General features: G+C 38.0%; 11 protein-coding genes. 7 read left to right on the forward strand and 4 right to left on the reverse strand.

The features are described 5' to 3' along the window. Window positions 1–14: 14 nt before the first annotated feature. Window positions 15–1,334 carry an alpha-L-fucosidase gene (locus IEV09_RS06145; protein ID WP_188367397.1) on the forward strand — a complete coding sequence of 440 codons (1,320 nt, stop codon included), beginning with the start codon at window positions 15–17 and terminating at the stop codon, window positions 1,332–1,334. Between the two features lie 43 nt (window positions 1,335–1,377). Here IEV09_RS06145 and IEV09_RS06150 read toward each other — a convergent pair whose 3' ends face one another. Together IEV09_RS06150 and IEV09_RS06155 are read right to left on the reverse strand one after the other, a co-directional pair. Continuing rightward, a complete protein-coding gene (locus tag IEV09_RS06150) occupies window positions 1,378–1,974 on the reverse strand; it encodes a DsbA family protein (protein ID WP_188367398.1) in 597 nt (198 codons plus the stop codon). 136 nt (window positions 1,975–2,110) lie between these two features. Beyond that, window positions 2,111–2,689, reverse strand: coding sequence for a CYTH domain-containing protein (locus tag IEV09_RS06155; RefSeq protein ID WP_188367399.1), 579 nt, complete (start codon window positions 2,687–2,689; stop codon window positions 2,111–2,113). 148 nt (window positions 2,690–2,837) lie between these two features. Here IEV09_RS06155 and yjbM point away from each other — a divergent pair, with 148 nt between their 5' ends. The 4 genes from yjbM to mgtE are packed head-to-tail and all read left to right on the forward strand — an operon-like array spanning window position 2,838 to window position 6,592. After that, complete coding sequence (yjbM, locus tag IEV09_RS06160) at window positions 2,838–3,506, forward strand: GTP diphosphokinase (protein ID WP_188367400.1); 669 nt, start codon at window positions 2,838–2,840, stop codon at window positions 3,504–3,506. A 4-nt stretch (window positions 3,507–3,510) separates the two neighbouring features. Next, window positions 3,511–4,320: an NAD kinase gene (locus IEV09_RS06165; RefSeq protein WP_188367401.1), complete on the forward strand. Its 810-nt coding sequence runs from the start codon at window positions 3,511–3,513 to the stop codon at window positions 4,318–4,320. Further along, window positions 4,321–5,214 (forward strand): RluA family pseudouridine synthase, encoded by an 894-nt coding sequence (locus tag IEV09_RS06170; RefSeq protein ID WP_188367402.1) that lies wholly within the window; start codon window positions 4,321–4,323, stop codon window positions 5,212–5,214. Window positions 5,215–5,230: 16 nt separating this feature from the next. Beyond that, window positions 5,231–6,592, forward strand: a complete 1,362-nt coding sequence (mgtE, locus tag IEV09_RS06175; RefSeq protein ID WP_188367403.1) for a magnesium transporter — start codon at window positions 5,231–5,233, stop codon at window positions 6,590–6,592. 237 nt (window positions 6,593–6,829) lie between these two features. Here mgtE and IEV09_RS06180 read toward each other — a convergent pair whose 3' ends face one another. Together IEV09_RS06180 and IEV09_RS06185 are read right to left on the reverse strand one after the other, a co-directional pair. Further along, entirely contained in the window at window positions 6,830–8,974 is a 2,145-nt protein-coding gene (locus IEV09_RS06180; RefSeq protein WP_188367404.1) for a GH92 family glycosyl hydrolase, read from the reverse strand. Next, window positions 8,974–10,026, reverse strand: a complete 1,053-nt coding sequence (locus tag IEV09_RS06185; RefSeq protein WP_188367405.1) for a GntR family transcriptional regulator — start codon at window positions 10,024–10,026, stop codon at window positions 8,974–8,976. The genes IEV09_RS06180 and IEV09_RS06185 overlap by 1 nt, the downstream gene beginning before the upstream one ends. Before the next feature lie 159 nt (window positions 10,027–10,185). On the opposite strand from IEV09_RS06185, the gene IEV09_RS06190 reads away from it, so the two are divergent. Together IEV09_RS06190 and IEV09_RS06195 are read left to right on the forward strand one after the other, a co-directional pair. Beyond that, window positions 10,186–11,478, forward strand: a complete 1,293-nt coding sequence (locus IEV09_RS06190) for a glycoside hydrolase family 125 protein (protein WP_188367406.1) — start codon at window positions 10,186–10,188, stop codon at window positions 11,476–11,478. A 27-nt stretch (window positions 11,479–11,505) separates the two neighbouring features. Beyond that, the gene (locus tag IEV09_RS06195; protein ID WP_188367407.1) at window positions 11,506–14,190 is read left to right on the forward strand and encodes an alpha-mannosidase; all 2,685 of its coding nucleotides are present in this window, start codon (window positions 11,506–11,508) and stop codon (window positions 14,188–14,190) included.

Genomic DNA, 14,190 nt, shown 5'->3' on the forward strand with positions numbered 1-14,190 from the left:
AGTTTAGAAGCAAAATGACAAATAGTTATGAAAAAATTATGAAGCGCACGGAATGGTTCCGTGAAGATCGATTTGGAATGTTTATTCACTGGGGATTGTATGCGATTCCAGGTCGAGGTGAGTGGGTAAAAACAACGGAAAGAATGACGAATGAAGAGTATAGTCAGTACTTTGACGCCTTTAATCCGGTTGATTATGATCCGAAAGCTTGGGCGAAAGCAGCCAAAGCAGCTGGAATGAAATACGTTGTTCTAACAGCGAAACATCATGATGGTTTTTGTCTATTTGACAGTCAATATACGGACTACAAATCAACAAATACACAAAGCGGGCGTGATTTAGTGCGGGAATACGTCGATGCTATTCGTGCAGAAGGTTTGAAAGTTGGTTTATATTTTACTTTGATTGACTGGTATCATCAAGACTATCCAAAGTACAATGATTTGCACCACCCAATGCGTGGAAACGAAGCCTATAAAGATGAAGTGATTGATTTTGATAATTACTTAAATTACATGCATAACCAAGTCGAAGAATTAGTTACCAATTATGGAAAATTAGATATTTTATGGTTCGATTTTTCTTACGAACAAATGACTGGTGAAAAATGGCGTGCAGAAGAATTAATGGCAATGGTTCGCCAACATCAACCAGACGTGGTGATTGATAATCGTCTAGAAACTTCAGGTGAAGCTTTTGGTAGTATCGTATCCGATCAACCAAGCAATTATTCAGGAGATTTCTTTAGTCCAGAACAATTATTGCCACCAGAAGGAATTACGAATTCTAAAGGACAACCAATCCCTTGGGAATTGTGCATTACAATGAATAATAACTGGGGTTACAATCCACGTGATAAAGATTATAAATCAAGCAAAACCTTGATTCATAAACTCGTTGAATGTGTCAGCAAAAATGGAAACATGTTGTTGAACGTTGGACCAGATGCGAAAGGCGTCATTAATGAAGAAAGTATGGCTATTTTATCCGACTTTAGCCGTTGGATGAATAAAAATAGTGAATCGATTTATGGTTGTGGTAAATCAAGTCTACTACCTAAGCCAGAGTGGGGCTATTATACACAAAAAGGCAACACACTTTATGCTCATATTTTTGATCAACCAATTGGTCCTCTAGCAGTTGCAGGTCTAAAGAAAGACCAGATTCGTCGCGCAAGCATGTTGCATGACGGTAGTGAGGTTAAAGTTGCAGATGCTTGGACTACTAAAGCCTTTGATTCAGTGACTTACCTTGAACTTGGCGGTGTGTCACACTTTACTTATCCATTACCAGATGCGGTAAATACAGTTATCAAAATTGAATTAAACGATTAAAAAATTGCTGGAACCAATGAATCATTGGTTCCAGCAATTTTTTTTAGTTATAAGCTTTGTTCTTATGCGTGATTCGATCAAAAGTAGTTTGATCTTGTAGGTAATTTAAATACGGAATTTCTTGAATGTTTTCTAAACCGGTCATTAATAAACCAGAACCATCATGTGTACAGTTATAGACAATTGCGCTGGCTTCACTGCTAATATTAAATTTTCTAGCTATTTCTTGATCTTTCCAAAACAGTTCTTTAACAAGTTCTGAAGTCCGATCTTCGAGAAACATCGAATAATCCCCATTTTTTGTAAAGAATTCTTTCACAAGCGTCTCTGGGTAAGGGCGTTTTCTCGCAAATATCTGGTGTTGAACCATCAATAAGAATTTACTGGCGATTTTTTTCCCTTGGATTTGAGCAGCTTTAAAATCAAGTGCGACTTTATAGGCAAGATGCATATAAGCATTGCGTGTGTCTAAATCCACGCGCTGATAGTCAAAATTGGCAGCAATGATTTTCGGATTAACGACAGGTATAATGGTTAGCTTTACTTTTTCAGTACTGTTGTTTGAAAACTTGAGTAGTGCTTCTTCTGCTTTAACAGAGCATCTGTCTAGTGGATTTATGAATAAATAAATCTCAATCAATGGATAAACCCCCAAATGTTTTTTGATGATTGCCTAAGAGGCTGTCACCGATATTGAACAAGAGTGAGCGAAACGTCTTACTGTTATTCAACCACACTGTAACAGATTTTTTCGTAAAATAGAAATAAAACACCTCTTATTGATTACTTATTGCACGCATGATTTTATTTTCACCTGGGGTATACGGGATTTGAAAAGTTTCTAACAAGGATTTAAAATCAGCTTTTCCTTGAACTTCGTCGGTGACTTCTAATTCCAGTTCATAATCATGGATCTTACCATACCAACTCTCATCTAGAGCGAGGAGGCCAATTGGTAATTGAAGTTCGTAACGTTTAGTACGTAAACTAGCAATCGGTTGCAATTGCTCAATCGCGATGCTTGATTCGAGTAGTTTTTCGGCTACGGCACCGGACGTTAAAATGGTTTGATTTTGCAGTAAGTTTACGAGTTGTTCTTTCGATAATGTATCGGTAATTTCAAGCAAACCGTGACCTTTGGTAGGGCATTTTAAAGTGAGCTCCCCTTGATCATCTCTAAAGCGACGAATTCGTAAGCCAAAACGTTGTTGGCGAAGCTGTTGATCAGGTGTGTCAAAATATATATTTGTTTGATCGGTATATGGTTGCTTATCAAATTGGTAGTGTTGATAAATTTTTTGGTAATCACTCGCATGTAAGAGTGTCTTAAATTCAATTTCAAGTTCTTGGGCCATTATTATCCTCCGTTTTAGTGATTGTTATCGTATTGTATCTTATCTTATCATAAAAAGAAAAGAAGAGATTTTTCAGAAGGCTAAAGATTTTAGCGAAACTATGATAAAATAGGAGAGAATCTGAGTTGAAAGACAAGAGGGATGAACAATGGAGAGAAATTGGGATTTATTTTTAGCACCTTACGAACAAACGGTTTCAGAGTTAAAAGTTAAGCTAAGAGGGATTCGGAAACAATTCCGTGAAACCAATCAACACGTACCGATTGAATTTGTGACGGGACGGGTTAAACCAATCGATAGCATTCTGGCGAAATCTAAATTACGAAAGATCCCACTCGAGCGATTAGATGAGGAAATGTCTGATATTGCAGGCTTACGTATTATGTGTCAATTCGTGGATGATATTTACCATGTAGTCCAATTGCTAAGAAATCGTAAAGATATGAAAATTGTCATTGAACGTGATTATATTGAAAATAAAAAAGCGAGTGGTTATCGATCGTATCATTTAGTCGTGGAGTATCCGGTTCAAGTGTTAGAAGGAGAAAAAATGATTTTAGCTGAAATTCAAATTCGAACATTATCGATGAATTTTTGGGCAACGATTGAACATTCATTAAACTATAAATATCAAGGTGATTTCCCGGTAGAGATTAGCGAACGTTTGCGTCGAGCAGCCGAAGCCGCTTATCAACTGGATGAAGAAATGTCGAACATCCGAGTTGAGATACAAGAGGCACAACGCTTGTTTTCTCATGGAAAAGGCACAAGCGATGATACGAATTATCAGTCGCCTAGCGAAAATGAGGTGAACTGAAAGATTGGAAAATTTAAAAGTTGCATTAGTTTATAACCAAGTAGAACAATCGGTGTTAGCTGCAGAAAAACTAAAAAAATTACTCGTTGCTTCTGGGAATGTCATCGATCAAGAAAATCCAGATATCGTCATTTCAATCGGTGGTGATGGGACATTGCTTTCTGCTTTTCACCTGTATATCCATCGATTGGATCATGTCCGTTTTTTAGGTGTTCATACGGGGCATCTAGGTTTTTATACTGATTGGCGTGATTATGAGTTAGAGGAATTGGTTGAGACGCTTTGCAATAACCAAGAAGAAAACGTCAGCTATCCACTATTAGATGTTGTCATCCGTTATCGTGATGGACGAGCGGATAAGCATTTCTTTGCTCTAAATGAATCAACTATTAAGAGTTTGCATCGAACGATGGTAGCCGATGTTTACATTAAGGAAGAATTGTTCGAACGCTTTCGTGGAGATGGGGTTTCAATTGCCACACCAACAGGATCTACCGCTTATAATAAGAGCATTGGTGGCGCGGTCTTGCATCCTAGCATCGAGGCCATTCAATTAACTGAAATTGCTTCATTGAATAATCGAGTGTTTCGAACAGTCGGTTCACCTCTAGTAATTTCAAAAGAAGATTGGCTTGAGATTCGCTTACCACAAGGCGGAGAACACATTGTAACCGTCGATCAATTTAGTGTGCAACAGGCGGACATTGCTTCCGTTTACTACCGCGTTGCACCAGATAAAATACGCTTTGCCTCTTACCGCCACATGGATTTTTGGCATCGAGTGAGAGAAGCTTTTATTGGAGATTTGAAATAGATGAAGTTTCATTATGTATTTACTAAAGACGAAAAACAACAAATTAAGTTTTTTTTGAAAGAGCAGGGTGTTTCAAAAAAATTATTAGCTAAAATAAAATTTCACGGTGGGAAAATATTAGTCAATGAGCAAGAACAAAATGTGTTATATTGGCTTCAAAAAGAAGAAGTCGTGACAATTATTATTCCCGATGAGGGTGAGCATGAAACGTTAAAAATCGATGATACTCCAATTGATATCGTTTTTGAAGATGAGCATTTATTGATTGTTAATAAACCTCCAGGTGTTTCATCGATTCCTGCGCAATACCACCCGAATCATACGATGGCCAATCGAGTCAAGGCGTACTACAAACGACAAGGTTATGTGAATCAAGTCGTGCATGTGGTTACCCGACTCGATCGAGATACGTCTGGCTTAATGGTTTTTGCCAAACACGGTTTTGCCCATTCACGCTTAGACGAACAATTAAGAAATCGTACTTTCCATAAGAAATATAAAGCACTAATTACAGGAGAGATGTCTGAATTAAAATCGCATGCCCTTTTTGAACAACCAATTGGTCGTGACTTACGTTCAATTATTAAACGGCAAGTGACAACTGCAGGTCAATCCGCTCAAACAGAGTATTGGTTAGCTAAAAAAAATCAAGAAATTGCATTGGTCGATATTCAATTACATACTGGTCGAACCCATCAAATTCGTGTCCATTTTTCAGCCAATGGTTATCCATTAGTCGGTGATGATTTGTATGATGGACGGACTGATTTGGGGATTGAACGTCAAGCATTGCATTGTTTTGATCTGGCCTTTTTACATCCTTTTACTCAGGAGGCTTTACATTTTCAACAAGAGCTTCCAGCCGATATGGAAGCCGTTCAACAAAAAATATAAGAAAGAGGTGAAGAAGATGGATGAATCTCAAGGAATTGAACTCGGTTTTGCACAAATAAAAAAATATTTAGCTGAAAATCGCATTCAAGAGTTTCGAGATAGTTTCTTAGATTTACATTTGTATGAACAGGGAGAATTTTATCAATCATTGACACAAGAAGAGCGTGTCCATCTGTATTCTTATCTTTCACCCAAAGAAGTCGCCGATGCTTTTGACTTAATTGAAGAAGATAAAGAAACAATGAAAGATTATTTATCAGAGATGCGTCCTAGTTATGCGGCTGCGATGTTAGCTGCGATGTATACTGATAATGCCGTCGATTTTTTGAATTTATTAGGAAAGCAAGAAACAGCAAAATATTTAAGTTTGATGTCAAATGAAGAAGCAGCGGAAATCAAAGAATTACTTCATTATGAAGATGACACAGCTGGTTCGATTATGACGACAGAATATGTTTCGATTGTGGCAAATCAAACAGTTCGATCAGCGATGCAAGTTTTAAAAAGTGCTGCAGATTTTGCGGAGACTATTTATTATATTTATGTTGTCAATCAAGAGAATCAATTAGTAGGTGTTATTTCGTTAAGGGATTTAATCATTAATGATGACGATACGTTAATTAGCGAAATCATGAGTGAGCGTGTCATCTCGGTTCACGTAGGGGACGATCAATTTGACGTGGCTCAAACGTTCCGAGATTATGATTTCTTAGCGTTGCCTGTAACAGATTACGACGATCATTTATTAGGAATTGTGACGGTCGATGATATTATTGACGTTATCGATGATGAGGCAACAAGTGATTACTCTGGCTTAGCCGGGGTTAACGTCGATGAAGTCGGTGAAGCCCCTCTTAAAGCTGCCACCAAGCGTTTACCTTGGTTAATCACCTTATTGTTTTTAGGGATGGCGACGGCGACTTTGATTGGGAAATATGAAGTATTAGTCAGCGAAGCGAGTATTTTAGCGGTCTTTATTTCATTAATTACGGGTACTGCTGGAAATGCTGGTACACAATCATTAGCGGTAGCTGTTCGTCGGTTGGCAATGAATGATGCCAAAGGAAGTTCATTTATTCGAATTATTTTTTCTGAAATCTTAACTGGCTTGGTGACAGGTGCTGTTACTGGGATTACTATTTTTGTCATTGTTGCAATTTGGAAGGGAAATCCGATTTTAGGTTTAGTGATTGGTGCTGCAATGATGGCAGCTATTACGGTGGCGAATTTGGCAGGAAGCTTTATCCCGATGCTAATGGATCGCTTGGGTTTTGATCCCGCTGTGGCAAGTGGCCCCTTTATCACAACGTTGAGTGATTTAACGAGTGTCCTCATCTATTTTAATATCGCAAGCATGTTTATGAGTTATTTTAAATAAGTTAGAATGAGGAAGTAATCAAAAGAAGTGAAGGGACCATAAAAGTTCTTTAAGTCGAGTTATTTATACGAATTGAATGAAAAGCTGTATCAGAAAAGGCTATTGCTGTCTTTAGCCTTGCTGATACAGCTTTTTTGTTTTTCTATGCTTCACTTTTGAAGTTAAAGCACATTAGTATTAAATATAAAAATGCTCGCTTACTGACAACATCATCGTCAGTAAGCGAGCGTTTTTGTATTATTTAGAAAGTGAGAACGGTAAATCTTCCGCAGTCACTGTACGAGGTGTTGGAACTGTTCCTAATTGATAGTTAATTGTTCCACCTTGCATTAAGTCGGCGTGATCAAAGAATAATTTACTGTGTACTTCGCCGTTACGTTTTGTTTCATGTAAGAATTGTTGTTGTGGGTAGTTTGGACTTGCTGTGATTTCTAATTTTTCACCACTTGATAAGTGAACGGTTGCTTTACTTACTAAAGGCATTCCTAGTACATATTCACCTGAACCTGGTGTTACTGGGTAGAAACCTAAGCTGTTAAAGATATACCAACCAGCCATGCTTCCGTTGTCTTCATCTCCTGGGTAACCTTCAGGTGAAGCATTGAAAGCTTGTGTCATTAGTTGTTTCAATAATGGTTGTGCCATTTCTGGTTTACCGATGTAGCTAAATAAGAATGGGTAGTGGAAACTTGGTTGGTTCGAAATCGCTAATTGACCAAATTCAAGGGCTGCCATCTCACTCATTTCATGAATTTCAAAACCATAACCATCAACGTTGTAACGAGGTGCTTGGTTATTTAATTCAATTAATTTCTTCTCAAATGCTTGCTCACCACCATGTTCTTTGACAAGGCCAGCGAAATCTTGGTAGACAGCATAACTACTTTGCCAAGCACTTCCTTCAGCGTAATCACGACCCCAACGGATGTCTAAGAAGTTTTCACGGAAGACACCATCTGAATCTTTCGCGCGCATGAAGCCTGTTTCTTTATCGAAAATATTGCGGTAGTTTAATGATTGAGTCGCATAATATTCAGCTGTTTCTGTATCGCCTAATGTTTTGGCAACTTGGCTAATACAAAAATCACTGTATGCATAGTCAAGTGTGTGGTTCACTGATTCGTGGTAAGTACTTGGTACATAACCATATTTCAAGTAATCCAATGTTCCTTGACGACCGTAGTTTGAGTTCTCGCTTTGAACAGTTGCTGCTTTTTTCATTGCTGCTAAAAATTGTTCCATTAAATCTGAACGAATGCCTTTAACTGCTGCATCTGCAATTACGGCATCAATTAATGTACCTGGCATTAACCCACGCTCATCTGGTGATAACCATTTTGGTAAGAAGCCAGTTTCGTTGAAGCTATTTAAGAAGCCTTCTAACATGTCTTCGTATTTTTCTTTGGCGATTAATGAGTACATTGGGTAAACCGTTTTGTACGTATCCCAGAAACCATTGTTTGTATAAAGCACCCCAGGACGAACTTTTTTGCTGTACGTATCGTAATGGATTTTTTCATTATTCGCATCAAACTCGTAAAATGTTTGTGGGAATAGGAACATGCGATAGAAGTTATGATAAAACGTTTCAGTATGTGCTTTATCTTGGTGCTCAACTTCGATACGGCTTAAGTAGCCTTCCCATTCAGTTAAGCTTTTTTCTAAATATTCAGCGGCAGTTTGGTTTTCTTCTCTTGATAAGTTCAAGATTGCTTGTTCTAAATTAATGAAAGAAGTACCAAAACGCATAGTTTGTTGTTTGATGTTACCGAAACGAACAAGGATGTTGCCATCTTCGCCAGATTCATTGATTGCTTCAGAAGTGATGGCTTCATCGAATTTCAAAGTGAAATAAAAACTGAAGTCAGGATCTTCTGCACCAGAGAAATTGATCACATGTCCTTGTAATGTATGCGCGTCAACTTGCTCAATCGCATAACGACCAGGTAAAGATAACATGAACCCAGCATTTTCATCGCGGTAATCCGTTGTTAAAACACCACCATACATACTTGGAATTAACGTCGAAGTAATATCATAACGCAATTGTGTCACGCTAACGTGGGTTGGTTTAAACGTACTTTCGTCTGGACGGTAAGAACTTTGTGTGTGGAATGTGCTTGCTTGATGTACATCGCCACTTAATGGTGTGAATAGCACACGGCTAAAATCACCCATCCATGGACTTGGTTGGTGCGTTAGACGGTAACCTTGGAAGGTACGATCTTTTGGATGGAACCACCAGCTACCGCGTTGGTCGCTCGTTTGAACGCCGAAAAAGTTCATACCAAAGGGTACACCAGTGTAAGGTAAGCTGTTTCCGCTTGAGAAACTGTATTGATTGGCCGTTGCATGACGTGTATCAATTGTGTTCGTAATCATTAATTTATTCTCTCCTTTGTGGATTGTCTTTTTATTAAGCGCACAGGAACATTAACGTCTTGTGGCATTTGACCCGTTTCGAGCCAGGAAATGAGTGTTTTTCCAGCGAGGGCTCCAATCCGAGTAAAATCTTGAGCAATGGTTGTTAATGGTGGATCAACAAGTCTAGCTGCTTGGATATCATCAAAGCCGATAATCGATATATCATCAGGGACGTGATAGTTATGAAGTTTTAATACACGCATCGCTTCAATTGCGACGAGATCATTCTCGCAAACAATCCCTGTTACTTGATGTTCTGTAATATATTCAATTAAATCATTCGGTGTGGCTTTCTCATCATCAGGTGATGTATGGAAAAGTAACGAAGAGAGTTTCAAGGCTCTTAAGTAACCAACATAACGGTTACGAACCGATTGTGGATGAGCAACACTACCAAATAAATAAGCAATGCGTTGATGTCCCTCATTAATCAGTTGTTGAGTGGCAATCAAACCACCATCAACGTTATCAGATAAGATAGTCGGAAAATTAAATTCAAATAACTTTTTATCTAATACAATAGTAGGAAAATCTTTTAATGAAAGCTCAACCAGTACATCTAAGAAGCGATCCGTTTTTTCAGCATAGTAGATGATGCCATCATATTCACTAATTAGTTCATCCGTTGATTTTTGAGTAAAAACATCCAAAGTAGCCATTGAAATTTCAATTTGGGCTTCTTGTAAGGTAGGTAAGACACCTTCCGTGAAGTTTCCAACCGATAAATCATTTAAAAAAGGTAATAGGAATAAGACTTTTTTGTTTTTGGTTGAACGAAGCACCGATTGTTCGGCCTGCTTGTTTTTTACAAAACTTCCTTTGCCACGTATGCGATAAATTAAATCGGCTTGTTCTAATTCATTTAAAGCACGTTTTGAGGTGATACGACTGACTTGGTAACGATCAGATAATTCTTTTTCCGTCGGTAACTGTTGATCAGCTTGTAACTTGCCGGATAATATTTCTTCTTTTAAATCCAGTAGAATTTTTTGGTAAAGGGGTTGGGTCATATACAATCTCCTTTCTTTTGTTGATATATCATATAATGATAATAGCATAGATCAAATTAAAAGAAAATAAAAATATTTTGCTTGAAAACGTAGACATTTATAAAAATAGGAAGTATAATGACGAAGTAAGATATATCAACTTATTGGAGGATGAATCAAATGGCATACAAAGAAATACCAACTTCAGTACAAAACTTTATGGATAAAATCACAGAATTATGTGGAACAGAACATGCAGACTGGGCAAAAAACTTCAGTGCAGGGTTCGCGAATACATTATTAACAACAGTTAAACGTCATGAAGACGGAACAAGCTTCCTATTAACAGGTGATATTCCTGCAATGTGGTTACGTGACTCAACGGCACAAGTTCGTCCGTACCTAGTAGTTGCAAAAGAAGACGAAGATTTAGCGGCAATGATTAGTGGCCTAGTTAAGAAACAATTCTTCTATATTAATATTGACCCATACGCAAACGCTTTTAACGAAGAAGCAAACGGCGCAGGTCACCAAGATGACTTTACAGTAATGAACGATTGGATTTGGGAACGTAAATATGAAATCGATTCATTAGCATACCCAACACAATTAGCTTACCTACTATATAAGAACACTGGACGTACGGATCAATTCAACGAAGATTTCGTTGAAGGAATCAAAAAAATCCTACACGTTTTCAAAACAGAACAAGATCACCGTAAATCACCATACAACTTTGTACGTGATACATGGAGAGCAGAAGATACATTAATCAACCATGGTCGTGGTGTAGAAGTGGCTCCAACAGGAATGACTTGGTCAGGTTTCCGTCCAAGTGATGACGCTTGTGCTGGCGGTGGTTACTTAGTGCCATCAAACATGTTTGCAGTCGTTGTTTTAGGTTATGTAGAAGAAATCTTCTCAACAATCTTAGACGATGCAGCAATCGTAGCAGAAGCAAAAGCATTACGTGAAGAAATTGAAGCAGGCATTCAAGCACACGGTCGTACAACAAACAAAGCGGGCGAAGATGTTTACGCTTATGAAGTTGACGGTTTAGGCAATGCGTCATTAATGGATGATTCAAACGTACCTAACTTAATCGCAGCTCCTTACTTAGGTTACGGTTCAGTTGACGATGAGCGTTACTTACGCACACGTAAAACATTATTAAGTAATGAAAACCCATACTTCTATGAAGGTAAATTTGCGAAAGGAATCGGATCTTCTCATACACCAGAAAATTATGTATGGCCAATCGCAATGGCAATGGAAGGGATGACAACAAACGATAAATCTGAAAAAGAGCGTATCTTAAACACATTAGTAGCAACAGATGCAGGTACGAACTTAATGCACGAAGGATTTGACGTTGATAATCCAGATAATTACACTCGCGAGTGGTTCTCATGGGCAAACATGATGTTCTGTGAGTTAGTAATGGACTACTTTGATATCCGTGTTGAAAAATAAGAAGTAAAAAATAGGAGCGTATATTTAATGAAGAAAAAAGTTTATATTATTTCTCATAGTCACTGGGACCGTGAGTGGTACTTACCATACGAGCAACACCATATGTTATTAGTTGAATTAATGGATGATTTATTAGAACTATTTGAAACAGATCCAGATTTCAATAGTTTCCACTTAGATGGTCAAACGATTTTATTAGATGACTACTTGCAAGTACGTCCAGAAAAACGTGACGCGATTCAAAAAGCCATCGATGACGGTAAATTACGCATTGGACCTTTCTACATTTTACAAGATGACTTCTTAATTAGTTCAGAGTCAAACGTACGTAACATGTTAATTGGAATGGAAGACAGTAAAAAATGGGGTACGCCAGTTAAATTAGGTTACTTCCCAGATACTTTCGGAAATATGGGACAAGCACCACAAATGATGAAGAAAGCTGGACTAGAAGCAGCGGCGTTTGGTCGTGGTGTTAAACCAATCGGCTTTGATAACGAAGTTTTAGAACAAGAAAGCTACTCTTCTCAATACTCTGAGATGTGGTGGAAAGGTCCAGACCAATCTGAGATCTTTGGTTTATTGTTTGCAAACTGGTACAGTAACGGAAATGAAATTCCAGCTGAAAAAGAAGCAGCAGTGAAGTTCTGGGATCAAAAATTAGCAGACGTTGAGCAATTTGCTTCAACAGGTCACTTATTAATGATGAATGGTGTTGACCACCAACCCGTTCAAAAAGACGTAACAGCAGCAATTAAATTAGCGAACGAATTATATCCAGAGTATGAGTTTATTCACTCAAACTTCACGGATTATTTAGAAGCTGTTCAAAGCGATTTACCAGAAGACTTAGGAACAGTGGAAGGCGAGTTAACGTCACAAGAAACAGACGGTTGGTATACATTAGCGAATACTTCTTCTGCACGTGTTTACTTAAAACAATGGAATACACGTGTTCAACGCCAATTAGAAAATATTGCAGAGCCGTTAGCAACAATGGCTTATGAAGTAACAGGTAAATACCCACATGATGAATTAGATTATGGTTGGAAGACATTAATGCAAAATCACCCACATGACTCAATCTGTGGTTGTTCAGTTGATGAAGTTCACCGTGAAATGATGCCTCGTTTTGAAAAAGCTAACGAAGTTGGAATCTATGTAGCAAACGAAGCGGTTCGTCAATTAACAGAACAATTTGATACAACCGTTTTCCCAGAAGGAAGCTTCCCGTTTGTTGTGTTTAACACGAATGGATTAGTAAAATCAGGCGATGCAATTGTTGATATCGAATTACAACGTAAGACATTCCATGAAGGTTGGCCAGCGAAAATTTATCGTGAATTAGAAGAAGTAGCAAAAGGCGATTACCATGTAATTGATAAAGATGGCAATGTTGTTTCAGCAGTTATTTCTGAAGAGGACGTTCGTTTTGACTATGATTTACCAAAAGATGCTTTCCGTATCCCTTATATGGAGCGTTTTGTAACGGTAACAATGCCTGTAACAGACATGGCACCTTACGCTTGGGAAACCTATGCAGTTGTTGCTGGAAAAGCAGAAGTTGCAGATACAAATGTTTTAGCTAATGAAGCTGGAACAGTTGTTGAAAATGACTTAATTAAAGTTGAAATTGCTGAAAATGGTTCATTAACCGTAACAGATAAAGCAACAAACGTAAGCGTTGATAACTTAGCTGTCTTTGAAAACGTTGGAGATATTGCGAATGAGTACATCTTCTTCCAACCACAAGGCGACAAAGCCATTTTATCGAGCGATGTTAAAGCAGAAATCAAAGTTCTTTCAAATACAGCTGAAAAAGCAGTAATCGAATTGGTTCATGTGTTAGATATTCCGGTATCAGCGGATGAATTATTAGAAAAAGAACAAAAAATGGTTGTTGGCTTCCCATCACGTAAAGCACAACGCTCAAAAGAAACAGCACCACTTGCAATTACAACAACGGTTACCGTTCGTTCAAACAGCAAGAAAATTGATTTTGAAACAAGCTTAGATAACCAAATGAAAGACCACCGTCTACGTGTGTTATTCCCAACAGGTTTAGTGAATGTTGAAACACACGAAGCAGATAGTATTTATGAAGTTGTTAAACGTCCAAACGGTGTGAGTGCAAGTTGGAAAAACCCAACGAACCCACAACACCAACATGCATTTGCAAACTTACATGATGACACTTATGGTGTAACAGTTGGTAACTATGGCTTAAATGAGTACGAAGTTGAAAACAATGATACGATTGCTGTCACGTTATTACGTGCAGTAGGTGAGTTAGGTGACTGGGGTTACTTCCCAACACCAGAAGCACAATGTATCGGTGAATACACATTTAACTACAGTGTTGAATTACACGCAGAACCAGCAACACGTTATGCGACATACGAAAACACTTATACAGCACAAGTACCATTTACAACAAAACAAGTTGCGATTCAATCTGGAACATTAGCGCCAAGCCGTCAATTTATTGAATTAGAAGGTGAGCAATTCGTTCCAACAGCGTTAAAACGTCGTAAATCAGATAATCATGTAATCTTACGTGGATTTAACATGGCTGATGTTGAGCGCGATTTAACAATCAAAAAAGAGAGCGTTCAACCAGAGCTTCTAAACTTATTAGAAGAAAAAATGGACGAAGCTTATCCAGAAAAACTAGGCGCTTACGAAATCCGTACAGTTGGTCTAGGCGAATAA

The organism is Enterococcus alcedinis (genome assembly GCF_014635985.1).
GTDB lineage: Bacteria > Bacillota > Bacilli > Lactobacillales > Enterococcaceae > Enterococcus_I > Enterococcus_I alcedinis.